The organism is Citrobacter sp. wls619, assembly GCF_005281345.1.
GTDB lineage: Bacteria > Pseudomonadota > Gammaproteobacteria > Enterobacterales > Enterobacteriaceae > Citrobacter.
Genome location: NZ_SZXJ01000043.1, coordinates 18,183 through 41,713, shown reverse-complemented (window position 1 = coordinate 41,713; position 23,531 = coordinate 18,183). Strand labels below are relative to the sequence as shown.

Annotated in this window: 22 protein-coding genes and 1 tRNA gene; 16 read left to right on the top strand and 7 right to left on the bottom strand. The window is 52.7% G+C overall.

From position 1 onward, the window contains the following. Window positions 1-758: 758 nt before the first annotated feature. Window positions 759-2,102: an argininosuccinate synthase gene (gene argG, locus FDX19_RS08740; protein ID WP_005131837.1), complete on the bottom strand. Its 1,344-nt coding sequence runs from the start codon at window positions 2,100-2,102 to the stop codon at window positions 759-761. A gap of 345 nt (window positions 2,103-2,447) precedes the next feature. Here argG and FDX19_RS08735 point away from each other — a divergent pair. The 12 genes from FDX19_RS08735 to mtr all read left to right on the top strand — a co-directional run bounded on the left by FDX19_RS08735 (window position 2,448) and on the right by mtr (window position 16,401). Continuing rightward, window positions 2,448-2,524 (top strand) — tRNA-Met (locus FDX19_RS08735). A 207-nt stretch (window positions 2,525-2,731) separates the two neighbouring features. Beyond that, window positions 2,732-3,184, top strand: coding sequence for a ribosome maturation factor RimP (gene rimP, locus FDX19_RS08730; protein WP_003024996.1), 453 nt, complete (start codon window positions 2,732-2,734; stop codon window positions 3,182-3,184). Between the two features lie 28 nt (window positions 3,185-3,212). Then, window positions 3,213-4,700 (top strand): transcription termination factor NusA, encoded by a 1,488-nt coding sequence (gene nusA / locus FDX19_RS08725; protein WP_003024992.1) that lies wholly within the window; start codon window positions 3,213-3,215, stop codon window positions 4,698-4,700. A 24-nt stretch (window positions 4,701-4,724) separates the two neighbouring features. Further along, window positions 4,725-7,415: a translation initiation factor IF-2 gene (gene infB, locus FDX19_RS08720; protein ID WP_137382417.1), complete on the top strand. Its 2,691-nt coding sequence runs from the start codon at window positions 4,725-4,727 to the stop codon at window positions 7,413-7,415. A 149-nt stretch (window positions 7,416-7,564) separates the two neighbouring features. Continuing rightward, entirely contained in the window at window positions 7,565-7,969 is a 405-nt protein-coding gene (rbfA, locus tag FDX19_RS08715; RefSeq protein ID WP_003024988.1) for a 30S ribosome-binding factor RbfA, read from the top strand. Then, window positions 7,969-8,913, top strand: a complete 945-nt coding sequence (gene truB, locus FDX19_RS08710; protein WP_137382416.1) for a tRNA pseudouridine(55) synthase TruB — start codon at window positions 7,969-7,971, stop codon at window positions 8,911-8,913. The genes rbfA and truB overlap by 1 nt, the downstream gene beginning before the upstream one ends. A gap of 344 nt (window positions 8,914-9,257) precedes the next feature. Continuing rightward, on the top strand, window positions 9,258-9,527 hold the full coding sequence (gene rpsO / locus FDX19_RS08705) for a 30S ribosomal protein S15 (RefSeq protein ID WP_000059465.1): 270 nt from the start codon (window positions 9,258-9,260) through the stop codon (window positions 9,525-9,527). A gap of 248 nt (window positions 9,528-9,775) precedes the next feature. Next, a complete protein-coding gene (gene pnp / locus FDX19_RS08700; protein ID WP_137382415.1) occupies window positions 9,776-11,908 on the top strand; it encodes a polyribonucleotide nucleotidyltransferase in 2,133 nt (710 codons plus the stop codon). 109 nt (window positions 11,909-12,017) lie between these two features. After that, window positions 12,018-12,902, top strand: a complete 885-nt coding sequence (gene nlpI, locus FDX19_RS08695; protein WP_003024982.1) for a lipoprotein NlpI — start codon at window positions 12,018-12,020, stop codon at window positions 12,900-12,902. 106 nt (window positions 12,903-13,008) lie between these two features. Continuing rightward, a complete protein-coding gene (yrbN, locus tag FDX19_RS08690; RefSeq protein WP_010723222.1) occupies window positions 13,009-13,089 on the top strand; it encodes a protein YrbN in 81 nt (26 codons plus the stop codon). After that, window positions 13,082-15,010, top strand: a complete 1,929-nt coding sequence (locus tag FDX19_RS08685; protein WP_137382414.1) for a DEAD/DEAH family ATP-dependent RNA helicase — start codon at window positions 13,082-13,084, stop codon at window positions 15,008-15,010. The genes yrbN and FDX19_RS08685 overlap by 8 nt, the downstream gene beginning before the upstream one ends. A 146-nt stretch (window positions 15,011-15,156) precedes the next feature. After that, window positions 15,157-16,401, top strand: a complete 1,245-nt coding sequence (mtr, locus tag FDX19_RS08680) for a tryptophan permease (RefSeq protein ID WP_137382413.1) — start codon at window positions 15,157-15,159, stop codon at window positions 16,399-16,401. Between the two features lie 88 nt (window positions 16,402-16,489). Here mtr and FDX19_RS08675 read toward each other — a convergent pair whose 3' ends face one another. The 3 genes from FDX19_RS08675 to FDX19_RS08665 all read right to left on the bottom strand — a co-directional run bounded on the left by FDX19_RS08675 (window position 16,490) and on the right by FDX19_RS08665 (window position 19,569). Further along, window positions 16,490-17,497 (bottom strand): luciferase-like monooxygenase, encoded by a 1,008-nt coding sequence (locus FDX19_RS08675; RefSeq protein WP_137382412.1) that lies wholly within the window; start codon window positions 17,495-17,497, stop codon window positions 16,490-16,492. A gap of 189 nt (window positions 17,498-17,686) precedes the next feature. Continuing rightward, window positions 17,687-18,565 carry a U32 family peptidase gene (locus FDX19_RS08670; RefSeq protein WP_137382411.1) on the bottom strand — a complete coding sequence of 293 codons (879 nt, stop codon included), beginning with the start codon at window positions 18,563-18,565 and terminating at the stop codon, window positions 17,687-17,689. An 8-nt stretch (window positions 18,566-18,573) separates the two neighbouring features. Continuing rightward, a complete protein-coding gene (locus FDX19_RS08665) occupies window positions 18,574-19,569 on the bottom strand; it encodes a peptidase U32 family protein (protein WP_137382410.1) in 996 nt (331 codons plus the stop codon). 218 nt (window positions 19,570-19,787) lie between these two features. Here FDX19_RS08665 and FDX19_RS08660 point away from each other — a divergent pair, with 218 nt between their 5' ends. Beyond that, on the top strand, window positions 19,788-20,312 hold the full coding sequence (locus tag FDX19_RS08660; RefSeq protein WP_137382409.1) for an SCP2 domain-containing protein: 525 nt from the start codon (window positions 19,788-19,790) through the stop codon (window positions 20,310-20,312). Further along, on the top strand, window positions 20,306-20,809 hold the full coding sequence (locus FDX19_RS08655) for a GNAT family N-acetyltransferase (RefSeq protein WP_137382408.1): 504 nt from the start codon (window positions 20,306-20,308) through the stop codon (window positions 20,807-20,809). The genes FDX19_RS08660 and FDX19_RS08655 overlap by 7 nt, the downstream gene beginning before the upstream one ends. Here FDX19_RS08655 and FDX19_RS08650 read toward each other — a convergent pair. Continuing rightward, window positions 20,796-21,095, bottom strand: a complete 300-nt coding sequence (locus FDX19_RS08650) for a GIY-YIG nuclease family protein (protein ID WP_137382407.1) — start codon at window positions 21,093-21,095, stop codon at window positions 20,796-20,798. The genes FDX19_RS08655 and FDX19_RS08650 overlap by 14 nt on opposite strands. 52 nt (window positions 21,096-21,147) lie before the next feature. Here FDX19_RS08650 and FDX19_RS08645 point away from each other — a divergent pair, with 52 nt between their 5' ends. Continuing rightward, on the top strand, window positions 21,148-21,576 hold the full coding sequence (locus tag FDX19_RS08645) for a YhbP family protein (RefSeq protein WP_137382406.1): 429 nt from the start codon (window positions 21,148-21,150) through the stop codon (window positions 21,574-21,576). A 38-nt stretch (window positions 21,577-21,614) separates the two neighbouring features. Next, window positions 21,615-22,250, top strand: a complete 636-nt coding sequence (locus tag FDX19_RS08640; protein WP_137382405.1) for an NAD(P)H-binding protein — start codon at window positions 21,615-21,617, stop codon at window positions 22,248-22,250. Window positions 22,251-22,343: 93 nt separating this feature from the next. Here FDX19_RS08640 and dolP read toward each other — a convergent pair whose 3' ends face one another. Both dolP and diaA read right to left on the bottom strand, forming a co-directional pair. Continuing rightward, the gene (dolP, locus tag FDX19_RS08635) at window positions 22,344-22,919 is read right to left on the bottom strand and encodes a division/outer membrane stress-associated lipid-binding lipoprotein (RefSeq protein ID WP_048213381.1); all 576 of its coding nucleotides are present in this window, start codon (window positions 22,917-22,919) and stop codon (window positions 22,344-22,346) included. Between the two features lie 9 nt (window positions 22,920-22,928). Further along, on the bottom strand, window positions 22,929-23,519 hold the full coding sequence (diaA, locus tag FDX19_RS08630) for a DnaA initiator-associating protein DiaA (RefSeq protein WP_048213380.1): 591 nt from the start codon (window positions 23,517-23,519) through the stop codon (window positions 22,929-22,931). Between the last annotated feature and the right edge of the window lie 12 nt (window positions 23,520-23,531).

The following is a 23,531-nucleotide window of genomic DNA, read 5'->3' as shown; positions in this document are numbered from 1 at the left end:
TTTAGACCTGTAATGGTCGAAAATCAGCATTTTCTTGCGGATCTTTTCTGTTGTGACTATTGCCATTCAACGTGTTGATTACACACATTTTTTCATGTAGAACTGGATGGCTATATTTTCAGTCAGTTAGGTGAAGTACCGCAGGAAAACCAGGCTGTGGGTTGCTTCAGCATAGTACTACAACCAAAATCAACTCGGGAGTTCTTCAGGAACGATGCCTTCAGATATGTTTTGTGAGTCACCATCTCATTACCTGAGTACGGCAAAATATCAAGTTTTTATATCATTCAACAGGTTACAAAACATGAAATTATACGGGTTTATCACTAAAGCATACCTGTTGTCTGGTAAGATTTTGCTTATTAAAACAAATGATAAATGCTGGAGCATTTTGCCGTTTGGCGGAGATGTTGTCAATACTGCGGCATTTAACCGGTTTGGCTACGTTATTTCACTCTTGATGAGTAAGTTCTTCCTTAGCGCGCAGAGGGGAATGGGGAGATACTATTAATCCTGGCGGTTTTATTAGCGGTTAATACGTGGTAAGTGAGATGTGTATTTTTACAGTTGAGTGAACAATCGGTTAACTAACTTTGAGCAATGTTAATACGCTTTAGCGAAAGGCTGAGGTATAAAACTGCATTAATACAAATCATCAATAGGTTGATTACTTTTATGCATTTACATATAGCTGCTGCGTTCATAAATTTTAAATGACAAAAGCCGCGCAAGCGGCTTTTGTCATTTATGTAAAGGGATTACTTCGCCTTGTTTTCCAGATTCTCAACCTGTGGCAGACCGGTTGCGGAAGAGGCGGTCAACAGGCCAGACTGTGCATAACCGAACAGCTTTTCACGAGTATCGGTAATATCCAGGTTACGCATGGTCAGTTGACCGATACGATCGTCTGGCGAGAATACGGAATCACCTTTCTCCATGGTCAAACGTTCTGGCTTGTAGGTCAGGTTGTCAGACACGGTGTTAAGGATTGAATAGTCGTTACCGCGACGCAGTTCCAGCGTGACTTCGCCGGTAATCTGGCTGGCTACCCAACGTTGCAGACCATCACGCAGCATCAGCGCCTGTGAGTCGAACCAGCGCCCCTGATACAACAGACGACCGAGCTGGCGACCGTGCGCGTGATATTGCTCAATGGTGTCTTCGTTATGAATACCGGTCAGCAAACGCTCGTAGGCGATGTGCAGCAGCGCCATCCCCGGGGCTTCATAGATACCGCGGCTTTTTGCTTCAATAATACGGTTTTCAATCTGGTCGCTCATACCCAGACCATGACGACCGCCGATACGGTTGGCTTCCAGCATCATCTCAACGTCGTCACTGAAGGTCTTACCGTTCAGCGCAACCGGATGGCCTTGTTCAAAGCGTACGGTCACTTCTTCAGCCGGGATCTTCACGCTCTCATCCCAGAACTTAACGCCCATAATCGGGTTGACGATTTTGACGCTGGAGTTCAGGAATTCCAGATCTTTTGCTTCGTGAGTCGCGCCGAGCATATTGGAGTCGGTGGAATACGCTTTTTCGACAGACATCTTGTAGTCGAAGCCGCAGGCGATCATAAATTCGGACATCTCATGGCGACCACCGAGTTCGTCGATAAAATCGGTATCCAGCCACGGTTTATAAATCTGCAGTTCGGCGTTGGTTAACAGACCATAACGATAGAAACGTTCAATATCGTTGCCTTTATAGGTACTACCGTCACCCCAAATGTTCACGCCATCTTCTTTCATGGCGGCAACCAACATAGTGCCTGTCACTGCGCGGCCCAGTGGGGTGGTATTGAAATAGGTCAGCCCGCCGGTGGTGTTATGGAACGCACCACACTGAATGGCAGCGATCCCTTCGGCAACCAACTGCTTGCGGCAATCAACCAGGCGAGCATTCTCAGCACCATATTCCATTGCACGGCGAGGAATGGCGTCATAGTCATCCTCATCCGGCTGGCCCAAATTCGCAGTATATGCATATGGGACAGCCCCTTTTTGTCGCATCCACAGCAGTGCTGCACTGGTGTCCAGGCCGCCGGAAAAAGCGATACCAATACGTTGACCTACCGGGAGATGCTTGAGAATCGTCGTCATAAAATAAAACCCTGCTTGATAGACTGGTGAAGAGGTCGGCTTTTTATGTTAATTGCATTTTTATGCAAAATAAATGAGTTTTCATTTAATCATCTTTTAACGATGACAGGAAGAGTTTAGTGATAATTTCGTTAAATAACGCTGTAGATGGCGGATTTATCTTTCCTGTCTTCCGCCGTATTTGTGCTGGTTAGCATTCATTGATTTGCATAGTCGTAACAAGGTTGACATAACACATAGTGAATCAATATACTGTGCGCAGATTTTACGTCCCGTCCTCGGTACCAAATCCCAGCAGTATTTGCATTTTTTACCCAAAACAAGTAAAATTTGCCACGTTTCAGGCGCGGGGTGGAGCAGCCTGGTAGCTCGTCGGGCTCATAACCCGAAGGTCGTCGGTTCGAATCCGGCCCCCGCAACCACTTTCCCTTAGAGTTCTTTTTCAAATATACTGTGAAGACTTAGGCCTTCTTAGCTGGATTTGAAAAAAATTCTTTCGGAAGGTTCTCCGAACCGCAGGTGCGGTTATAGGGTTCAGTTATCTAAAGCCCCGATTTATCGGGGTTTTTTGTTATCTGACTACAGAATAACTGGGCTTTAGGCCCTTTTTTTATGTCTTGGGGGTGGCCTTGTCCACATTAGAGCAAAAATTAACAGAGATGATTACAGCGCCAGTTGAAGCCCTGGGCTACGAACTGGTCGGCATCGAATTTATTCGTGGTCGCACATCCACACTGCGCATCTATATTGATAGTGAAGATGGCATCAATGTTGATGATTGTGCTGATGTGAGCCATCAGGTAAGTGCGGTGATGGATGTCGAAGACCCAATCACTGTTGCCTACAACCTGGAAGTCTCCTCTCCGGGTCTCGACCGTCCTCTGTTCACGGCTGAACACTACGTGCGTTTCCTGGGTGAAGAAGTCACGCTGGTTCTTCGTATGGCGGTACAAAACCGTCGTAAATGGCAGGGCGTTATCAAAGCGGTGGACGGTGAGATGATCACGGTCACAGTCGAAGGTAAAGATGAAGTGTTCGCGCTGAGTAATATCCAGAAGGCGAACCTGGTTCCCCACTTTTAACAGTCTGGATTGAGGTGAAAAGCCCGCGATGAACAAAGAAATTTTGGCTGTTGTTGAAGCCGTATCCAACGAGAAAGCGCTGCCACGCGAGAAAATTTTTGAAGCGCTGGAAAGTGCGCTGGCTACAGCAACAAAGAAAAAATATGAACAAGAGATCGATGTCCGCGTAGAGATCGATCGTAAAAGCGGTGATTTCGATACCTTCCGTCGTTGGGTTATCGTAGAAGAAGTCACTCAGCCAACTAAAGAAATTACGCTGGAAGCAGCGCGCTTTGAAGACGAAAGTCTGAACGTGGGTGAATACGTTGAAGATCAGATTGAATCTGTCACCTTTGACCGTATCACCACCCAGACCGCGAAACAGGTTATCGTACAGAAAGTACGTGAAGCTGAACGTGCGATGGTTGTCGATCAATTCCGTGAACACGAAGGCGAAATCGTCACTGGCGTGGTGAAGAAAGTCAACCGTGATAACATTTCCCTGGATCTGGGCAGCAATGCTGAAGCTGTGATCCTGCGTGAAGACATGCTGCCGCGTGAAAACTTCCGTCCTGGCGACCGTATTCGTGGTGTTCTGTATTCTGTGCGCCCGGAAGCGCGCGGTGCGCAACTGTTTGTGACGCGTTCCAAGCCGGAAATGCTGATCGAGCTGTTCCGCATTGAAGTGCCAGAAATTGGCGAAGAAGTGATTGAAATTAAAGCGGCGGCTCGCGATCCGGGCTCTCGTGCGAAAATCGCCGTTAAGACCAACGACAAGCGTATTGATCCGGTCGGCGCGTGCGTTGGTATGCGCGGTGCGCGTGTTCAGGCGGTTTCTACCGAACTGGGCGGCGAGCGTATCGATATCGTCCTGTGGGATGATAACCCGGCGCAGTTCGTGATTAACGCAATGGCGCCAGCAGACGTCGCTTCTATCGTGGTGGATGAAGACAAACACACCATGGATATCGCGGTTGAAGCCGGTAACCTGGCTCAGGCGATTGGACGTAATGGTCAGAACGTCCGCCTGGCTTCACAACTGAGCGGTTGGGAACTCAACGTAATGACCGTTGATGACCTGCAGGCGAAGCATCAGGCTGAAGCACATGCAGCCATTGATACCTTCACCAAATATCTCGATATCGATGAAGATTTCGCGACAGTTCTGGTTGAAGAAGGTTTTGCGACGCTGGAAGAACTGGCCTACGTGCCAATGAAAGAGCTGCTGGAAATTGACGGCCTGGATGAACAGACCGTTGAAGCGCTGCGCGAGCGTGCTAAAAACGCACTGACCACTCTGGCACTGGCCCAGGAAGAAAGCCTCGGTGATAACAAACCGGCTGACGATCTGCTGAATCTGGAAGGATTGGATCGTGAGATGGCCTTCAAACTGGCTGCCCGTGGTGTTTGTACGCTGGAAGATCTCGCTGAACAGGGCATTGATGATCTGGCTGATATCGAAGGGTTGACCGACGAAAAAGCCGGTGAGCTGATTATGGCTGCCCGTAATATTTGCTGGTTCGGCGACGAAGCGTAATAAACTGTAGCAGGAAGGAACAGTATGACAGATGTAACCGTAAAAACGCTGGCTGCAGAGATACAGACCTCCGTGGATCGCCTGGTACAGCAATTTGCTGATGCAGGTATCCCGAAGTCTGCTGACGACTCTGTGTCCGCACAAGAGAAACAAACCTTACTGGCGCACCTGAACCGTGAAAATGGCTCAGCGCCGGATAAGTTGACATTGCAGCGTAAAACGCGCAGTACTCTCAATATTCCAGGTACCGGTGGAAAAAGCAAATCGGTACAAATCGAAGTCCGCAAGACACGCACCTTTGTGAAACGCGATCCGCAAGAGGCTGAACGCCTTGCCGCGGAAGAGCAGGCGCAGCGTGAAGCGGAAGAGCAAGCCCGTCGTGAGGCAGAAGAAGCTGCCAAACGCGAGGCGCAACAAAAAGCCGAACGTGAGGCCGCAGAACAAGCTAAGCGTGAAGCCGCTGATAAAGCGAAACGTGAAGCTGCGGAAAAAGACAAAGTGAGCAATCAACAGACCGACGATATGACTAAAACCGCCCAGGCCGAAAAAGCCCGCCGTGAAAATGAAGCCGCAGAACTGAAGCGTAAAGCGGAAGAAGAAGCACGTCGCAAGCTTGAAGAAGAAGCGCGCCGCGTAGCGGAAGAAGCTCGCCGTATGGCGGAAGAAAACGAGAAAAATGGTGTGAATAACGCTGAACCTGTTGAAGATACCAGCGATTATCACGTCACCACTTCCCAGCACGCTCGCCAGGCTGAAGACGAGAACGATCGTGAAGTTGAAGGCGGTCGTGGTCGTACTCGCAGCACGAAAGCAGCGCGTCCGGCGAAGAAAGGCAATAAACACGCCGAATCTAAAGCTGACCGTGAAGAAGCGCGTGCAGCGGTTCGTGGCGGTAAAGGCGGCAAGCAGCGTAAAGGTTCCGCGCTGCAGCAGGGCTTCCAGAAGCCGGCTCAGGCCGTTAACCGTGACGTTGTGATCGGCGAAACCATCACCGTTGGCGATCTGGCGAACAAGATGGCAGTTAAAGGCTCTCAGGTCATCAAAGCGATGATGAAACTGGGTGCCATGGCGACCATCAACCAGGTTATCGACCAGGAAACCGCACAGCTGGTTGCCGAAGAGATGGGCCACAAAGTTATCCTGCGTCGTGAAAACGAGCTGGAAGAAGCAGTAATGAGCGACCGTGACACCGGCGCTGCGGCTGAACCTCGCGCACCGGTAGTGACCATCATGGGTCACGTTGACCACGGTAAAACGTCTCTGCTGGACTACATTCGTTCCACGAAAGTGGCCTCTGGCGAAGCGGGCGGCATTACTCAGCACATCGGTGCGTACCATGTTGAAACTGACAACGGTATGATCACCTTCCTGGATACCCCGGGTCACGCCGCGTTTACCTCCATGCGTGCTCGTGGTGCTCAGGCAACGGATATCGTTGTTCTGGTTGTTGCTGCAGACGACGGCGTGATGCCGCAGACCATCGAAGCTATCCAGCACGCGAAAGCGGCAGGTGTGCCGGTCGTTGTTGCAGTCAACAAAATCGATAAACCGGAAGCGGATCCCGATCGCGTTAAAAACGAACTGTCCCAGTACGGCATCATGCCGGAAGAGTGGGGCGGCGAGAGCCAGTTCGTTCACGTTTCTGCGAAAGCGGGTACCGGTATCGACGAACTGCTGGATGCTATCCTGCTGCAGGCCGAAGTACTGGAACTGAAAGCTGTGCGTAAAGGCATGGCGAGCGGTGCGGTTATCGAATCCTTCCTGGATAAAGGTCGTGGCCCGGTTGCTACCGTCCTGGTTCGCGAAGGTACCCTGAACAAGGGCGATATCGTTCTGTGTGGTTTCGAATACGGCCGCGTTCGTGCAATGCGTAACGAACTGGGTCAGGAAGTACTGGAAGCGGGTCCGTCCATTCCGGTGGAAATCCTCGGTCTGTCCGGTGTTCCGGCTGCGGGTGACGAAGTTACCGTGGTTCGTGACGAGAAGAAAGCCCGTGAAGTTGCACTGTACCGTCAGGGCAAATTCCGTGAAGTTAAACTGGCTCGTCAGCAGAAATCTAAACTCGAGAACATGTTCGCTAACATGACCGAAGGCGAAGTTCACGAAGTGAACGTCGTCCTGAAGGCCGACGTTCAGGGTTCTGTAGAAGCGATTTCCGACTCTTTACTGAAACTGTCTACCGACGAAGTAAAAGTGAAGATCATCGGTTCTGGCGTAGGTGGTATCACCGAAACCGACGCAACCCTTGCGGCGGCATCCAACGCGATTCTGGTTGGCTTCAACGTCCGTGCTGATGCTTCTGCACGTAAAGTGATTGAGTCCGAAAGCCTGGATCTGCGTTACTACTCCGTCATCTATCATCTGATCGACGAAGTGAAAGCAGCGATGAGCGGTATGCTGTCTCCGGAACTGAAACAGCAGATCATTGGTCTGGCTGAAGTTCGTGATGTGTTCAAATCACCGAAATTCGGCGCTATCGCAGGCTGTATGGTTACCGAAGGCACGATTAAACGTCACAACCCAATCCGCGTACTGCGCGACAACGTGGTTATCTATGAAGGCGAGCTGGAATCCCTGCGCCGTTTCAAAGATGACGTCAACGAAGTCCGTAACGGCATGGAATGTGGTATCGGCGTTAAGAACTACAACGACGTTCGCGTTGGCGATATGATCGAAGTGTTCGAGATCATTGAGATCAAACGTACCATCGCATAAGGTTGTTCGGGTGTAGGCCGGATAAGGCGTTTACGCCGACATCCGGCAATGTAATGCCTGATGGCGCTACGCTTATCAGGCCTACAGCCTAATCACCGAATTATTTTCAAAAGGGGCTGAATGCCCCTTTTTTGTCTGGAGAATTTATTATGGCGAAAGAATTTGGTCGCCCGCAGCGTGTAGCGCAGGAGATGCAGAAAGAAATCGCACTGATCCTGCAACGCGAAATCAAAGACCCGCGTGTTGGTATGATGACCACCGTATCGGGCGTTGAGATGTCCCGTGACCTGGCTTATGCCAAAGTATTCGTGACTTTCCTGAACGATCAGGACGAAGCTGCCGTGAAAAACGGCATTAAGGCACTGCAGGAAGCCTCTGGTTTTATCCGCTCTCTGCTGGGTAAAGCAATGCGCCTGCGCATCGTGCCTGAGCTGACCTTCTTCTACGACAACTCACTGGTCGAAGGGATGCGCATGTCCAACCTGGTGACCAGCGTGGTGAAGCATGACGATGAACGTCGTGTGAACCCAGCGGACGACAGCAAGGAGGACTGATGAGTCGTCCTCGTCGTCGTGGTCGCGATATTCACGGAGTTCTGCTGCTGGACAAACCGCAGGGCATGTCCAGCAATGACGTACTGCAAAAAGTAAAGCGCATCTACAATGCCAACCGCGCGGGACATACCGGCGCGTTGGATCCGCTGGCGACAGGCATGCTGCCTATCTGCCTCGGTGAAGCAACGAAATTTTCACAGTACCTGCTGGACTCTGACAAACGTTATCGTGTGATTGCCCGTCTGGGTCAGCGTACGGATACCTCTGATGCCGATGGGCAAATCGTGCAGGAGCGCCCGGTAACCTTCACCGCAGAGCAGCTTGCCAGCGCGCTGGAGACTTTCCGCGGCGATATCGAGCAAATTCCATCGATGTACTCGGCGCTGAAATATCAGGGCAAGAAGCTGTACGAATATGCGCGTCAGGGCATTGAGGTGCCGCGTGAAGCGCGCCCAATTACCGTTTATGAACTGCTGTTTATTCGCCACGAGGCGAATGAACTGGAGCTGGAAGTTCACTGCTCCAAAGGCACTTATATTCGTACTATTATTGACGATCTGGGTGAGAAGCTGGGATGCGGTGCACACGTAACGTATCTGCGCCGTCTGACGGTCAGCAAATATCCTGTGGATCGAATGGTGACGCTGGAACATTTGCGTGAGCTGGTAGAACAAGCTGAACAACAGAACATTCCGTCAGCGCAGCTGCTTGATCCATTGCTGATGCCAATGGACAGTCCAGCATCGGACTATCCGGTGGTTAATCTGCCTTTAACATCGTCGGTTTACTTTAAAAATGGTAACCCGGTACGGACGTCAGGCGCGCCGCTGGAAGGGCTGGTGCGTGTGACAGAAGGCGATGACGGCAAGTTTATCGGCATGGGGGAGATGGACGATGAAGGTCGTGTCGCCCCCCGTCGCCTGGTGGTTGAATATCCTGTATAGCGCTCTCTGTCTTGCGATAAAAGGGCGCTGCGAGTAGAATACTGCCGCTTAACGTCGCGTTAATTATTTAACAGTTCGCGCGGCGTATACACAAAATCATTCGAGCTGCATCAAGGCGGCAAGGAAGAGACAAATTCGTCTGGAACGAATTTGAACAGCCGAAGGCTGCCTCTGTTGAGGGACAAGGATGTCCCTCATTACATCCTCAGGAGCTTACTTAGGTAGGTGACCGAGGTGAGCGGACGCAGCCAACGCAGAGTCAGTTTGAAGGATAAAGTGTATACACTGGGATAGCTGAATTAGAGATCGGCATCCTTTCATTCTTAATACTTTGGAGTTTTAAAATGTCTCTAAGTACTGAAGCTACAGCTAAAATCGTTTCTGAGTTCGGTCGTGATGCAAATGACACCGGTTCTACCGATGTTCAGGTTGCTCTGTTGACTGCACAGATTAACCACCTGCAGGGCCACTTTGCAGAGCACAAAAAAGATCACCACAGCCGTCGTGGTCTGCTGCGCATGGTTTCTCAGCGTCGTAAACTGCTCGACTACCTGAAACGTAAAGATGTTGCACGCTACACCGCGCTGATCGAGCGTCTGGGTCTGCGTCGCTAATTCTTTCGAGTTTCAGAAAGAGGGGGCCTTCATGGCCCCTTTTTTCCAGCAGATGGCAGCAATTCGCTGGAAACTAATGTATTGTTGCTATGAATGATCTTCCGTTGCAGAGGTTCGCGCGGCTAATGAGAGGCTTTACCCAATACGCATGGGTTAGGGTTGTCATTAGTCGCGAGGATGCGCAGAAGATCGGGTATTAACGATGGCGCATAAATGTGCCGTCAAAAAAATAGAGAAAGGATATTATTTTGCTTAATCCGATCGTTCGTAAATTCCAGTACGGTCAGCATACCGTTACGCTGGAAACCGGCATGATGGCGCGTCAGGCGACTGCCGCTGTTATGGTTAGCATGGATGACACTGCGGTATTCGTTACCGTTGTTGGCCAGAAAAAAGCGAAACCAGGCCAGGACTTTTTCCCGCTGACCGTTAACTATCAGGAGCGTACCTACGCTGCTGGTCGTATCCCAGGTAGCTTCTTCCGTCGTGAAGGCCGTCCAAGCGAAGGCGAAACCCTGATCGCGCGTCTGATTGACCGCCCGGTTCGTCCGCTGTTCCCGGAAGGCTTCGTTAACGAAGTTCAGGTTATCGCGACCGTCGTTTCTGTTAACCCGCAGGTTAACCCGGACATCGTGGCAATGATTGGTGCATCTGCTGCGCTGACTCTGTCTGGTATCCCATTCAACGGCCCGATCGGTGCTGCACGTGTTGGTTATATCAATGACCAGTATGTACTGAACCCGACTCAGGACGAGCTGAAAGAAAGTAAACTGGATCTGGTTGTTGCCGGTACCGAAGCTGCCGTACTGATGGTTGAATCCGAAGCTGAACTGCTGAGCGAAGACCAGATGCTGGGGGCTGTGGTATTCGGTCACGAACAGCAGCAGGTTGTTATCCAGGCCATCAACGAGCTGGCGAAAGAAGCCGGCAAACCACGTTGGGACTGGCAGCCAGAAGCCGTCAACGAAGCGCTGAACGCGCGCGTTGCTGCACTGGCAGAAGCGCGTCTGAGCGATGCTTACCGTATCACTGACAAACAAGAGCGTTATGCTCAGGTTGACGTGATCAAATCTGAAACCATCGCGCAGCTTACTGCAGAAGATGAAACCCTGGACGCTAACGAGCTGGGTGAAATCCTGCACGCTATCGAGAAAAACGTTGTTCGTAGCCGCGTACTGGCCGGCGAGCCGCGCATCGATGGCCGTGAAAAAGACATGATCCGTGGCCTGGACGTGCGTACTGGCGTTCTGCCGCGTACCCACGGTTCCGCACTGTTCACCCGTGGCGAAACTCAGGCGCTGGTGACTGCGACCCTGGGCACCACCCGTGATGCACAGAACCTCGACGAACTGATGGGCGAGCGTACTGACAACTTCCTGTTCCACTATAACTTCCCTCCGTACTGCGTAGGTGAAACCGGTATGGTCGGTTCTCCGAAACGTCGTGAGATTGGTCACGGTCGTCTGGCGAAGCGTGGCGTATTGGCCGTGATGCCGGAACTGGATAAATTCCCGTACACCGTGCGTGTGGTTTCTGAAATCACCGAATCTAACGGTTCTTCTTCCATGGCTTCCGTATGTGGTGCTTCCCTGGCGCTGATGGACGCAGGCGTGCCAATCAAAGCTGCCGTTGCGGGTATCGCGATGGGTCTGGTGAAAGAAGGCGACAACTTTGTTGTTCTGTCTGACATCCTGGGCGACGAAGACCACCTGGGCGATATGGACTTCAAAGTAGCGGGTTCCCGCGACGGTATCTCTGCACTGCAGATGGATATCAAAATTGAAGGTATCACCAAAGAGATCATGCAGGTTGCTCTGAACCAGGCTAAAGGTGCGCGTCTGCACATCCTGGGAGTGATGGAACAAGCGATCAACGCACCGCGTGGCGATATTTCTCAGTTCGCTCCGCGTATCCACACTATCAAGATTAGCCCGGACAAGATCAAAGACGTTATCGGTAAAGGCGGTTCTGTTATCCGTGCTCTGACCGAAGAAACCGGCACCACCATTGAAATCGAAGATGATGGTACCGTGAAGATTGCTGCGACCGACGGCGAGAAAGCGAAATATGCTATCCGTCGTATCGAAGAAATCACCGCAGAGATCGAAGTTGGCCGTATCTACAATGGTAAAGTGACCCGTATCGTTGACTTTGGCGCATTCGTTGCTATCGGCGGCGGTAAAGAAGGTCTGGTACACATCTCTCAGATCGCTGACAAGCGCGTAGAGAAAGTGACTGACTACCTGCAGATGGGTCAGGAAGTACCGGTCAAAGTTCTGGAAGTTGATCGCCAGGGCCGTGTACGTCTGAGCATTAAAGAAGCAACTGAGCAGTCTCAGCCTGCAGGCGAACCGGAAGCTCCGGCAAGCCAGGGCGAGTAAGGTTGCCATTGCCCTCCGCGAAAGCGGAGGGCTTTTAACCCGGCAGGATGCCTTGTTAGCAACCGGGGAACCTGGACGTTCATTCAATCGTTGTCTTCGGGAGTGGGAAATGAAGCCTTTTTTGCGCTGGTGTTTCGTGGCGACAGCACTCACGCTGGCTGGATGCAGTAATTCCGCCTGGCGTAAGAGTGAAGTCCTCGCAGTACCATTGCAACCGACTTTGCAGCAGGAAGTGATTCTGGCACGTATGGAACAAATTCTTGCCAGTCGGGCTTTAACCGATGATGAACGCGCACAGCTTTTATATGAGCGCGGAGTGTTGTATGATAGTCTCGGTCTGAGGGCACTGGCGCGAAATGATTTTTCACAAGCGTTGGCAATCCGACCAGATATGCCTGAAGTATTCAATTACTTAGGTATATATTTAACGCAGGCAGGCAATTTTGATGCTGCCTATGAAGCGTTTGATTCTGTACTTGAGCTTGATCCAACTTACAACTACGCGCACTTAAATCGCGGTATCGCATTGTATTACGGCGGTCGCGACAAGTTAGCGCAAGATGATCTGCTGGCGTTTTATCAAGACGATCCCAATGATCCTTTCCGCAGTCTGTGGCTTTATCTTGCCGAGCAGAAGCTCGATGAGAAGCAGGCTAAAGAAGCGTTGAAGCAACGCTTTGAGAAATCGGATAAAGAGCAATGGGGATGGAACATTGTCGAGTTCTACCTGGGCAACATTAGCGAAGCAACGCTGATGGAACGCCTGAAGGCGGACGCAACGGATAACACCTCGCTCGCTGAGCATCTCAGTGAAACCAACTTCTATTTAGGTAAGTACTACCTAAGTCTGGGGGATTTGGACAACGCTACGGCATTGTTCAAACTGGCGGTGGCTAACAACGTTCATAACTTTGTTGAGCACCGATACGCATTGTTGGAATTATCGCTCCTGGGCCAGGACCAAGATGACCTGGCAGAATCGGACCAGCAATAGCTGACGTACACATCAGCCCGTAATCTTTTTTGATTGCCATCACCTTCACGGGTGAGGGCGTTGTTGTTCGTTAATACACCTACTTTGAGCCGGTTCACACTTTTCAATGAAAATTGCAGATCAATTTCATGATGAGTTATGTAGACTGGCCGCCATTAATTTTGAGGCACACGTACTACATGGCTGAATTCGAAACCACTTTTGCAGATCTGGGCCTGAAGGCTCCTATCCTTGAAGCCCTTAACGATCTGGGTTACGAAAAACCATCTCCGATCCAGGCAGAGTGCATTCCGCATCTGCTGGGCGGCCGCGATGTTCTGGGTATGGCCCAGACAGGTAGCGGCAAAACTGCAGCGTTCTCCTTACCGCTGCTCAACAATCTTGATCCTGAGCTGAAGGCACCTCAGATTCTGGTGCTGGCACCGACCCGCGAACTGGCGGTTCAGGTTGCAGAAGCCATGACGGATTTCTCTAAACACATGCGCGGCGTGAACGTGGTTGCCCTGTACGGCGGCCAGCGTTATGACGTGCAATTACGTGCCCTGCGTCAGGGACCACAGATCGTCGTCGGTACGCCGGGCCGTCTGCTGGATCACCTGAAGCGCGGTACTCTGGACCTCTCCAAACTGAGCGGTCTGGTGCTGGACGAAGCTGACGAAATGCTGCGTATGGGCTTCATCGAAGACGTTGAAACCATCATGGCGCAGATCCCGGAAGGTCATCAGACCGCTCTGTTCTCCGCGACTATGCCGGAAGCGATTCGTCGTATTACCCGCCGCTTTATGAAAGAGCCGCAGGAAGTACGCATCCAGTCCAGCGTGACTACCCGTCCTGACATCAGCCAGAGCTACTGGACTGTATGGGGCATGCGTAAAAATGAAGCGCTGGTGCGTTTCCTGGAAGCAGAAGACTTTGATGCGGCGATTATTTTCGTTCGTACCAAAAATGCGACCCTGGAAGTGGCAGAAGCGCTGGAGCGTAGCGGTTATAGCAGCGCTGCACTGAACGGTGATATGAACCAGTCCCTGCGTGAGCAGACTCTGGAACGTCTGAAAGATGGCCGTCTGGATATTCTGATTGCAACCGACGTTGCGGCTCGTGGCCTGGACGTTGAGCGTATCAGCCTGGTGGTTAACTACGACATCCCGATGGATTCCGAGTCTTACGTTCACCGTATCGGCCGTACCGGTCGTGCGGGTCGTGCGGGTCGTGCGTTGCTGTTCGTTGAGAACCGCGAGCGTCGTCTGCTGCGTAACATCGAACGCACCATGAAGCTGACCATTCCGGAAGTAGAACTGCCGAACGCAGATCTGCTGGGCAAACGCCGTCTGGAAAAATTCGCCGCCAAAGTACAGCAGCAGCTGGAAAGCAGCGATCTGGACCAGTACCGTGCTCTGCTGGCGAAAATGCAGCCGGAAGAAGAGCTGGATATTGAAACGCTGGCAGCAGCACTGCTGAAGATGGCTCAGGGCGAACGTCCGCTGATCCTGCCGCCAGATGCGCCGATGCGTCCGAAACGCGAATTCCGCGACCGTGATGACCGTGGTCCGCGTGACCGCAACGATCGTGGCCCGCGTGACCGCAATGACCGTGGTGGTGAAGACCGTCCGCGTCGTGAACGTCGTGACGTTGGCGATATGCAGCTGTACCGCATTGAAGTGGGTCGTGATGACGGTGTTGAAGTTCGTCATATCGTTGGCGCGATTGCTAACGAAGGTGATATCAGCAGCCGTTATATCGGTAACATCAAGCTGTTTGCTTCCCACTCCACCATCGAACTGCCGAAAGGTATGCCGGGCGACGTGCTGCAGCACTTTACCCGTACTCGCATCCTGAACAAGCCGATGAATATGCAGCTGGTTGGCGATGCAGTACCGCACACCGGTGGTGAGCGTCGTGGCGGTGGCCGTTTCAGCGGTGAGCGTCGTGAAGGCGGTCGTGGTGAAGGTCGTGGCTTTAGCGGCGAACGTCGTGAAGGCGGTCGTGGCGATGGTCGTCGTTTCAGCGGCGAACGTCGTGAAGGCAACCGTGGTCCGCGTCGTGACGATTCTTCTGCTCCGCGTCGTGATGACTCTGCTGGTCGTCGTCGTTTCGGCGGTGATGCATAAGCCTTTTAGCTTTATAGCTGTAAAGTAAAATATACGGCCCCGATCTCAACAATCGGGGCTTTTTTTATTTCATTTGTACTCGTGTACTGGTACAGTGCAACGCATTAAGATGTAGTCACAAGATAAATGACTGGAGAGATGGCTAAATGGCAACACTAACCACCACCCAAACGTCACCTTCGCTGCTTGGCGGCGTGGTGATCATCGGCGGCACCATTATTGGCGCGGGGATGTTTTCTCTGCCTGTGGTCATGTCCGGGGCGTGGTTCTTCTGGTCAATGGCGGCGCTGATCTTCACCTGGTTCTGCATGTTGCACTCCGGGCTGATGATCCTCGAAGCTAACCTCAATTACCGCATTGGTTCCAGCTTCGACACCATCACGAAAGATCTGCTGGGCAAAGGCTGGAACGTGGTGAACGGCATCTCGATTGCTTTCGTTCTCTATATTCTGACCTACGCGTATATCTCGGCGAGCGGGTCAATCCTGCATCACACCTTCTCGGAGATGTCGTTGAACGTGCCGGCGCGTGCGGCAGGTCTTGGCTTTGCGCTGCTGGTGGCGTTTGTGGTGTGGTTAAGCACCAAAGCGGTCAGTCGCATGACGGCGATTGTGCTGGGTGCGAAGGTAATTACCTTTTTCCTGACCTTCGGCAGTTTACTAGGACACGTTCAGCCCACAACGTTGTTTAACGTGGCGGAAAGCAACGCTTCGTATACGCCGTATCTGTTGATGACGCTGCCGTTTTGTCTGGCCTCATTCGGCTACCACGGTAACGTCCCGAGCCTGATGAAGTACTACGGTAAAGATCCGAAGACCATCGTTAAGTGCCTGGTCTACGGCACGCTGCTGGCGCTGGTGCTGTATACCGTATGGTTGCTGGGGACAATGGGTAATATTCCGCGTCCGCAATTTATCGGTATTGCGCAGCAGGGCGGTAACATTGATGTGCTGGTACAGGCGCTGAGCGGCGTATTGAACAGCCGCAGTCTGGATCTGCTATTGGTGGTGTTCTCCAACTTTGCCGTGGCGAGTTCGTTCCTCGGAGTGACGCTGGGTCTGTTCGACTATCTGGCAGATCTGTTCAAATTTGATGACTCTGGCATCGGACGTTTTAAAACCGCGTTGCTGACCTTCCTGCCGCCGATTGTCGGTGGCCTGCTGTGGCCGAATGGCTTCCTGTACGCCATTGGTTATGCAGGACTCGCAGCAACCATTTGGGCCGCAATTGTCCCAGCGTTGCTGGCACGTAAATCCCGTGAGCGTTTCGGTAGCCCGAAATTCCGCGTCTGGGGCGGTAAGCCGATGATTGCGCTGATCCTGGTGTTCGGTATCGGTAACGCGGTTATCCATATTCTGTCGAGCTTTAATCTGTTGCCTGTATACCAGTAGAACAATTGCCCGGTGGCGCTACGCTTACCGGGCCTACAAAGATTGAGTAGGCCGGATAAGGCGCAGCCGCCATCCGGCACTAATAGCACTACCCCAACAATTCCTGCTTCACATCCATCGCCAAATCAAACGAATGCAGTCGTGCCTGATGATCAAAGATCTGGCCGTTAACCATAATTTCATCGGCCTGGGTTTCACGCAAAATCGCGTCGAGACCGTGCTGCACTTTCGCTTTATCGCCGACCAGCGACATGCTCAGCGCCTGTTGTACGCCATACTGTTCAGAAGCGGACCACAGCTGATGCATATTCTCTACCGGCGGCGGTAACTGGCCGGTTTCGCCCCGGCGCAGTTTCACAAACGCCTGCTGCATGGAGGTGAAAAGAAACTCGGCGTCGCGATTGCTGTCGGCGGCTATGATGTTGATACACACCATCGCATACGGTTTTTCCAGGCGTGCTGAAGGCTTGAACTGTGTCCGGTACAAGTGCAGTGCCTGGTGCAGCATATCCGGAGCAAAGTGCGAGGCGAAGGCAAACGGCAAACCCAGCTGAGCCGCCAGCTGTGCGCTGTACAGGCTGGAGCCTAATAACCAAACCGGGATCTGCTCGCCATAGCCTGGAACCGGGCGTACATGGGGATTCGGATCGCGGGCGTCGAACCAGTCCACCAGTTCTGCTACATCACGCGGGAAGTTATCGATATCACCGCTCATATGGCGGCGCAGGGCGCGCATTGTGGGTTGATCGCTCCCTGGCGCACGGCCAAGCCCGAGATCGATTCGTCCCGGATACAGCGTATTCAGGGTACCGAACTGCTCGGCGATCACCAGTGGAGAATGGTTGGGTAGCATAACGCCGCCAGAACCCAGATGCAGTGTGGTGGTATTGGCCGCAAGATAACCAATCAGTACCGACGTTGCGGCGCTGGCGATACCGGTCATGTTGTGATGTTCTGCCAGCCAGTAGCGGTGGTAGCCACGTTTTTCAGCGAGTAGTGCGAGATCGAGCGAATGGGAAAAGGCTTCCCGTGCGGAGGAACCCTCAGGGATCGGCGCGAGATCCAACACCGAGAATGGAATGGTTTTGTCAGTCATAACGGCTCACTTTGTTACCGGTTAATCTTTTAATACTGCATTAAAGATTAGCGAATGTTGTTAACAAAGTGAGCTTTATACGGATTGCGCCGAACATAAAATGCCCGATGGTGCTGAGCTTTTCGGGCCTACGGGATCGCTATCTGTAGGCCGGATAAGGCATTTATGCCGCCATCCGGCGAGATTTTATCAGGATTGCAGCTCCAGCCCGGCCAGACGCTTCCAGTAACCGTTGCAGTCGCTGTGGGCGGCAAGCGGTAACGGGGCGTTGCCGTTTTCATTCGCGCGGAAAGCATCAAGCATCGCGATTGTTTCCGTCCCCAATGGTGATAGGCGAACGATATCAACCAGCCCCTGCATCGATGTCAGCTCGTTGCCGAGATTGTAGACATAGCCGCTCATGGTCTGGATCCCGTTGAGGACAAAGACCTGCTGATTTTCCTGCGACAGCACATCACGCCCGTTGGGGTATTTGATGCAGCAGGTTTCACATTCGTCTTTTGGCCGATCTTCGGAACGCGCGGTAAAACAGCGAGCAGAGTACGCCAGCGGCAGATGCCCGTAGCTGAGGACTTCGGTTTCAAACTGATTGCGAATACCCAGTTCTTCACACTGATTGAGCAGATTTACCAACCAGTCACGGGACAGTTCAACCGGCATACACCAGCGCACCATACCTTGCTTAAGCAGCATACGCAGCGTGACCGCGTTGTAGCAGTTGAGCGCATGCCCTGCGACAAACGGCAGTTTGCGCTCGGCGCACATGTTAACTACGCCGAGATCGCTGGCCTCCACCAGGAAATCGCCGTTTTCCACATAGCGCTTCAGTTCTCCCAGTTCTGAGGAGGCCTGTACCAGCGCCAGCGTAGAGAGCACGACCTGTTTGCCGCTGCCGGCGAGTGATTTCGCCATATCGATCCAGTCACCCACTTTCGTGGCACGGCGCTTGCTGCACACCGCCTCACCCAGATAGATAACGTCGGCCTGGCTGGTTGCAGCCTGCTGATAAAAATCTTCCAGCGTCTCTTTCGGCCAGTAGTAAAGCACGGGCCCTAAGGAATATTTCATTGCTTTTCTCACTGCCATTTACGGTGATACGCACCAAGCGTGGTCTGCGTGCCTTCGGACATGGAGCCCAGCGTTTCCATCCATTCAGGCTGTGGAACGAAGTTCTGCGGGGAGGCTTTGCAGCGGTCGATCGCCTGACGCCATACTTTTGCTACCTGGCTGACATAGGCCGGGCTGCGTTGACGGCCCTCTATTTTGACCGACGCAATATTGGCGGCCAGCAAGTCGGGCAGCAGCTCCAGCGTGTTCAGACTGGTTGGCTCTTCCAGCGCATGGTAGCGTTCACCATCGACCAGATAGCGGCCTTTACACAGCGTTGGGTAACCTGCGTTTTCGCCGTCCTGATAGCGGTCGATCAGCACTTCGTTTAACCGTGACTCCAGTCCCTGTGGGGTCTGCTGCCAGCGCACAAAGCGAGCAGGGGAGCAGGCACCCACCGTGTTTGGCGATTCACCTGTCAGATAAGAAGATAAGTAACAACGACCTTCTGCCATAATGCACAGACTGCCGAAGGCAAATACTTCTAATGGAACTGGGGTGACGCGGGCTAATTGCTTCACCTGATGAATCGACAGCACGCGTGGCAGTACGACCCGCGCAACGTCAAAGTTGCGATGGTAGAAATTAATTGCCTCTTCGTTAGTCGCAGATGCCTGAACGGAGACATGGCGCTCAATATGGGGATAGCGCTCTGCGGCATACTCAAGCATGGCGAGATCGGCAAGGATCAGGGCATCCGCACCCAGTTGTGCCGCCATATCCACGGCACGTTGCCAGCGTACATACCCATCCGGATGGGCAAAGGTGTTAATCGCAATGTGCAGCTTACGGCGATGTTGATGAACGAAACTCACCGCTTCCTGCAATTTTTTCTCGGTAAAATTAAGGCCGGCGAAATGACGGGCGTTGGTATCATCTTTCAGCCCGATGTAGACAGCATCAGCGCCGTTCTCGATGGCCGCCTTAAGCGCCGGGAGATTTCCGGCAGGGCAGAGCAGCTCCATAATTTATCCTGAAAGTTGCGCCTGAGGACGCAAAAATGTTAACGAAGAGAGATTTTAGTTAACCTTGCTGAGACAATTTTTGATTTGAGGCAGTTAAAGTCGTATTGGTGACACCAATAAAGAGGTAACAATTTCGCATCGAATTGTTGATTTATGCCGCTATGTCGTTTATTTGATATGGCAAAATAGCAGGACTATTGAAACAGGGAGTAAAGCTCGTGTTGGATAAACTGCGTTCACGCTTAGTACATTTAGGTCCTTCTCTGATGAGTGTACCGGTTAAACTGACGCCCTTTGCGCTGAAGCGCCAGGTTTTGGAGCAGGTCCTGAGCTGGCAGTTTAGTCAGGCGCTGGCCGATGGGGAGCTGGAGTTTCTCGACGGTCGCTGGCTGAGCATTCATGTGCGCGATATTGGCCTCAGATGGTATACCTCAGTAGAGAACGGCAAGCTTATCGTCAGTGAGAGCGCAGATGCTGATGTGAGTTTTAGCGCCGATGCCAGCGATCTGCTGATGATCGCGGCGCGTAAGCAGGATCCAGATACGCTTTTCTTCCAGCGTCGCCTGGTGATCGAAGGTGATACAGAGTTAGGGCTGTATGTTAAAAATCTGATGGACGCCATCGAACTGGAGCAGATGCCGAAAGCGTTACGTGTCATGCTGCTGCAGTTGGCGGATTTTGTTGAGGCGGGTATGAAAACGTCGCCAGAAACCAAACAGACCTCGGTAGGTGAAGCATGCTGATTCGAGTTGAAATTCCCATTGATGCCCCAGGCATTGATGCGCTGCTGCGTCGTTCATTTGAAAGCGATGCGGAAGCGAAGTTAGTGCACGACCTGCGCGAAGACGGTTTCTTAACGCTGGGTCTGGTTGCTACCGATGATGAAGGTCAGGTAGTGGGCTACGTCGCATTCAGCCCTGTTGATGTGCAGGGTGAAGATCTGCAGTGGGTCGGCATGGCGCCGTTAGCGGTAGATGAAAATTACCGTGGGCAAGGCCTGGCGCGTCAGCTGGTTTATGAAGGGCTGGATTCTCTTAACGAGTTTGGCTACGCCGCGGTGGTCACTCTGGGTGACCCGGCATTGTACAGTCGCCTGGGCTTCGAACTGGCTGCTCATCACGACCTGCGTTGCCGCTGGCCGGGGACCGAAAGCGCGTTCCAGGTGCATCGCCTGGCGGAAGATGCGCTGGAGGGCGTCTCTGGCCTGGTGGAATATCACGACCATTTCAATCGTTTTTAAGCTCCGGGGTTTGCAGACTCCTCAGTAGAGTCTCAAACCCTTCGCCTTCGACAAGGCGCTCTTTCTGCCGCTTGGTGAGTTGTTTAACGCGATACTCTATGCGCAGGGCCAGTGAACGGTCGCCGACCTGCGCCGCAAATGCCAACGTGAGTTCCCCCTTTCCGCGTAGCGCCTTCGCGCCTTTCCCACTTTGATGCTGCTTATAGCGGCGCTGCACATCGGTGGTTATTCCGGTGTATAAGGCGTTGTCAGCGGTACGGATCAGGTACAGATACCAGGGTGTCATTGTCACCATCGACGTGATAATTTTCAGGCCTACAGTATAAAAGAGAACAGAAATGGAAACACTGACTGCGGTGTCTCGCTGGCTGGCAAAACAGCATGTCGTGACCTGGTGCGTACATCATGAAGGTGAATTGTGGTGTGCCAATGCGTTTTACCTGTTTGATGCGCAGAAGGTTGCGTTCTATGTGCTCACCGAAGAGAAGACCCGCCATGCACAGATGTCTGGTCCGCGTGCGTCCGTCGCCGGAACGGTAAACGGTCAGCCTAAAACGGTCGCGCTGATTCGCGGCGTTCAGTTTAAAGGGGAAATCCGCCGCCTGGAGGGCGAAGAGAGCGAAGCTGCGCGTAAAGCGTATAACCATCGTTTCCCCGTCGCCAGGATGCTGCCAGCGCCCGTGTGGGAGATTCGGCTGGATGAAATCAAGTTCACTGACAATACGCTGGGTTTTGGCAAGAAGATGCTCTGGCTGCGTGATCTATAGTTATAAGATCGATTGAGGATGCGGGGGATGGAAAAGCAATGAACCAGGTGTTAATAACAGGTGCCACCGGGTTGGTGGGCGGAAATTTGCTGCGGATGTTGCTGAATGAACCCCGAATCCACGCTATCACCGCGCCGACACGACGACCACTGGCAGATACGGTCGGGGTCTATAATCCTCACGATCCACAGCTAAGCGATGCGCTGGCGCAGGTGACTGACCCGGTCGATATTGTGTTTTGCTGCCTGGGTACCACCCGACGTGAAGCGGGTAGTAAAGAGGCGTTTATCCACGCGGATTATACGCTGGTGGTGGATACCGCGCTGACGGGCCGCCGGCTTGGCGCCCAGCATATGCTGGTGGTGAGTTCGATGGGAGCCAATGCACATTCGCCGTTTTTTTATAATCGGGTGAAAGGGGAAATGGAGCAGGCGCTGATCGCGCAGAATTGGCCACGGCTGACGATTGTCCGGCCTTCAATGCTACTGGGTGATAGGGACAAACAGCGGGCGAATGAGATGTTTTTAGCGCCGTTGTTCAGGCTGCTGCCGGGTAACTGGAAGTCGATTGAAGCGCGCGATGTTGCGCGTGCAATGCTGGCAGAAGCGCTGGCGCCTGGGCATGAAGGGGTTTCGATCCTGACCTCTTCCGAGCTACGCGAAAGGGCCAAATAACATGCCGGATGTCGGCTGAGCTTATCCGACCTACAAACGATGTCGTTCGGTAGGCCGGATAAGACGCCCATGCGTCGCTATCCGGCATCTGTATTACTTAATAAAGGTAAAGGCGGTAGTAACGCGTTTCACGCCGCTTACCCGGCTGGCGATATCCGCCGCCGCCTTCGCTTCGCGTTCAGTGACCAGGCCCAGCAGGAATACTTCCCCATTTTCGGTGGTGACTTTCACGTTGGAGGATTTCACCTGATCGCTGGTCAGGAGCTGAGAGCGCACTTTGGTGGTGATCCAGGTATCGTTGGACGCATCGCCCAGGCCGATTGGCTGGCCCTGACGGATCTCATTAAAGACCTCAGTCGTACCTTCTACGCCCATCGCAATTTGTTTTGCTCGTGCAGAGAGTTCGCTATTCGGCGACTGACCGACCAGCAGGACTTTACCCTGATATGCACTCACGTTGATGCGCGCTTCTTTCTTTATCTGGGCATCTTTCGACAACGCCGTATTGACGCGTAATTCCAGGGTCCCATCATCTACCTGGGTGCCGACACTGCGAGGATCCGTTGCTGCTTTCGTCCCGACAGCTGCTGTTCCGACAACGGCGGCAGCGACACAGCCTTGCAACAGCAACGCTGAGAGAACGACGGCGAGCGGCGAAAATGCCTTCATGTGTACTCCTTAATCATCCTGGTGAGGGAAAAGCGTGTTATCAATGAGATCGCAAAGGCAATTGACCGTCAGCATATGCATTTCCTGAATGCGGGCGCTGTGGTGTGACGGGATGCGGATTTCAACGTCCTGTGGCCCCAACAACCCGGCCAGCTCCCCTCCGTCATAACCGGTCAACGCAACGATCGTCATGTCGCGCGTAACGGCGGCTTCAACGGCTTTTACGATATCGCGGCTATTACCACGCGTAGAAATTGCCAATAAAACATCACCTGCATGTCCCAGCGCACGGACTTGTTTTGCATAAACTTCGTCGTGCAGGCGATCGTTGGCAATCGCAGTTAAGACCACATTATCAGTATTTAGTGCAATCGCAGGTAAACTGGGTCGCTCTGTTTCAAAACGGTTGATCATGCTGGCAGCAAAATGCTGTGCGTTGGCAGCGGATGTCCCATTACCACAACAGAGAATTTTGTTGCCATTGAGCAGGGACTGAACCAGCGTCATGGCTGCACGGGAGATCGCATCCGGGAGTGCTTCAGCCGCAGCTATCTGAGTTTGAATGCTTTCTGTAAAGCAGACTTTGATTCTGTCTAACACGCTAATCCTTAA

Bases quoted from the DNA above. Each gene is read 5' to 3' on its own strand.
- argG (WP_005131837.1), bottom strand. From the start codon at position 2,102: ATGACGACGATTCTCAAGCATCTCCCGGTAGGTCAACGTATTGGTATC.
- nusA (WP_003024992.1), top strand. From the start codon at position 3,213: ATGAACAAAGAAATTTTGGCTGTTGTTGAAGCCGTATCCAACGAGAAA.
- infB (WP_137382417.1), top strand. From the start codon at position 4,725: ATGACAGATGTAACCGTAAAAACGCTGGCTGCAGAGATACAGACCTCC.
- rbfA (WP_003024988.1), top strand. From the start codon at position 7,565: ATGGCGAAAGAATTTGGTCGCCCGCAGCGTGTAGCGCAGGAGATGCAG.
- truB (WP_137382416.1), top strand. From the start codon at position 7,969: ATGAGTCGTCCTCGTCGTCGTGGTCGCGATATTCACGGAGTTCTGCTG.
- rpsO (WP_000059465.1), top strand. From the start codon at position 9,258: ATGTCTCTAAGTACTGAAGCTACAGCTAAAATCGTTTCTGAGTTCGGT.
- nlpI (WP_003024982.1), top strand. From the start codon at position 12,018: ATGAAGCCTTTTTTGCGCTGGTGTTTCGTGGCGACAGCACTCACGCTG.
- yrbN (WP_010723222.1), top strand. From the start codon at position 13,009: ATGAAAATTGCAGATCAATTTCATGATGAGTTATGTAGACTGGCCGCC.
- FDX19_RS08685 (WP_137382414.1), top strand. From the start codon at position 13,082: ATGGCTGAATTCGAAACCACTTTTGCAGATCTGGGCCTGAAGGCTCCT.
- mtr (WP_137382413.1), top strand. From the start codon at position 15,157: ATGGCAACACTAACCACCACCCAAACGTCACCTTCGCTGCTTGGCGGC.
- FDX19_RS08675 (WP_137382412.1), bottom strand. From the start codon at position 17,497: ATGACTGACAAAACCATTCCATTCTCGGTGTTGGATCTCGCGCCGATC.
- FDX19_RS08670 (WP_137382411.1), bottom strand. From the start codon at position 18,565: ATGAAATATTCCTTAGGGCCCGTGCTTTACTACTGGCCGAAAGAGACG.
- FDX19_RS08665 (WP_137382410.1), bottom strand. From the start codon at position 19,569: ATGGAGCTGCTCTGCCCTGCCGGAAATCTCCCGGCGCTTAAGGCGGCC.
- FDX19_RS08655 (WP_137382408.1), top strand. From the start codon at position 20,306: ATGCTGATTCGAGTTGAAATTCCCATTGATGCCCCAGGCATTGATGCG.
- FDX19_RS08650 (WP_137382407.1), bottom strand. From the start codon at position 21,095: ATGACACCCTGGTATCTGTACCTGATCCGTACCGCTGACAACGCCTTA.
- FDX19_RS08645 (WP_137382406.1), top strand. From the start codon at position 21,148: ATGGAAACACTGACTGCGGTGTCTCGCTGGCTGGCAAAACAGCATGTC.
- FDX19_RS08640 (WP_137382405.1), top strand. From the start codon at position 21,615: ATGAACCAGGTGTTAATAACAGGTGCCACCGGGTTGGTGGGCGGAAAT.
- dolP (WP_048213381.1), bottom strand. From the start codon at position 22,919: ATGAAGGCATTTTCGCCGCTCGCCGTCGTTCTCTCAGCGTTGCTGTTG.